Source organism: Nguyenibacter vanlangensis, assembly GCF_013376155.1.
GTDB lineage: Bacteria > Pseudomonadota > Alphaproteobacteria > Acetobacterales > Acetobacteraceae > Gluconacetobacter > Gluconacetobacter vanlangensis.
This window is the reverse complement of sequence record NZ_JABXXP010001092.1, coordinates 1-713: the sequence shown is the minus strand read 5'-3', so window position 1 is coordinate 713 and position 713 is coordinate 1. Positions and strand designations below refer to the sequence as shown.

General features: G+C 72.7%; 1 protein-coding gene. It reads left to right on the top strand.

Features of this window, described 5'->3' with window-relative positions; genetic code table 11:
* On the top strand, nt 1-584 hold a 584-nt coding region (locus HUK84_RS21435; protein WP_176641951.1), incomplete at its 5' end, for an FAD-binding protein.
* Nucleotides 585-713 lie beyond the last annotated feature (129 nt).

The window sequence follows — 713 nt, the reverse complement described above, 5'->3', positions numbered from 1 at the left end:
CGCTGAGCGTCCGCCAGGGCGTCCGGCCATGCCGGGGCGGCCGGTCCGAGCGCGTCGCGGCCGTGGCGCGGATCATCACCCTGCCGTGCGACCGGGTGGCCCCCTATGCCGGGCACGCGTGCGAAGGACGGATATTGGAGGCACCCATCCCGCCTTCGAACCCGGCCGGACGATTGGTGTTCGGGCCGATCGTGCCCGCGCCGGCGGGCGCAATCCCGTTGTCCGAGGCGCCGTTTGTCGTGTCGGCAGGGCAGGGCGTCACGGATTTCGAAACATTTCACGCGCTAGCCCACGCGCTTGGCGCGACCGAGGGGGCCAGCCGCATGGTCTGCGATGCCGGATCGATGCCGCGCGCGGCACAGGTCGGTGCCTCCGGTACGGTGCTGGACGCGCGCTGCTACCTGGCCTTCGGCATCGCCGGCGCGCCGCAGCATCTGCAGGGGCTGGGCAAGGTCGAGCACGTGGTGGCGGTGAATACCGACCTGCATGCCGCGATCGTCGCCCGTGCCGGGCTGTCGATCATCGCCGACGCGCAGGCGGTGATGCCGGCCCTGCTGGCCCTGTTGCAGGGGGGCGGGGCATGATGCGGCGCATCGTCCTTCTTTCGAACGGGATCGATCCGGTATCCGGCCGTCCGGCCCCCCCGCCGGGCGAGATCGCGGCGATCGGGCTGGCGCTGTCGGTCGGTGGCCCGACCGGCGGGGACTCGACCG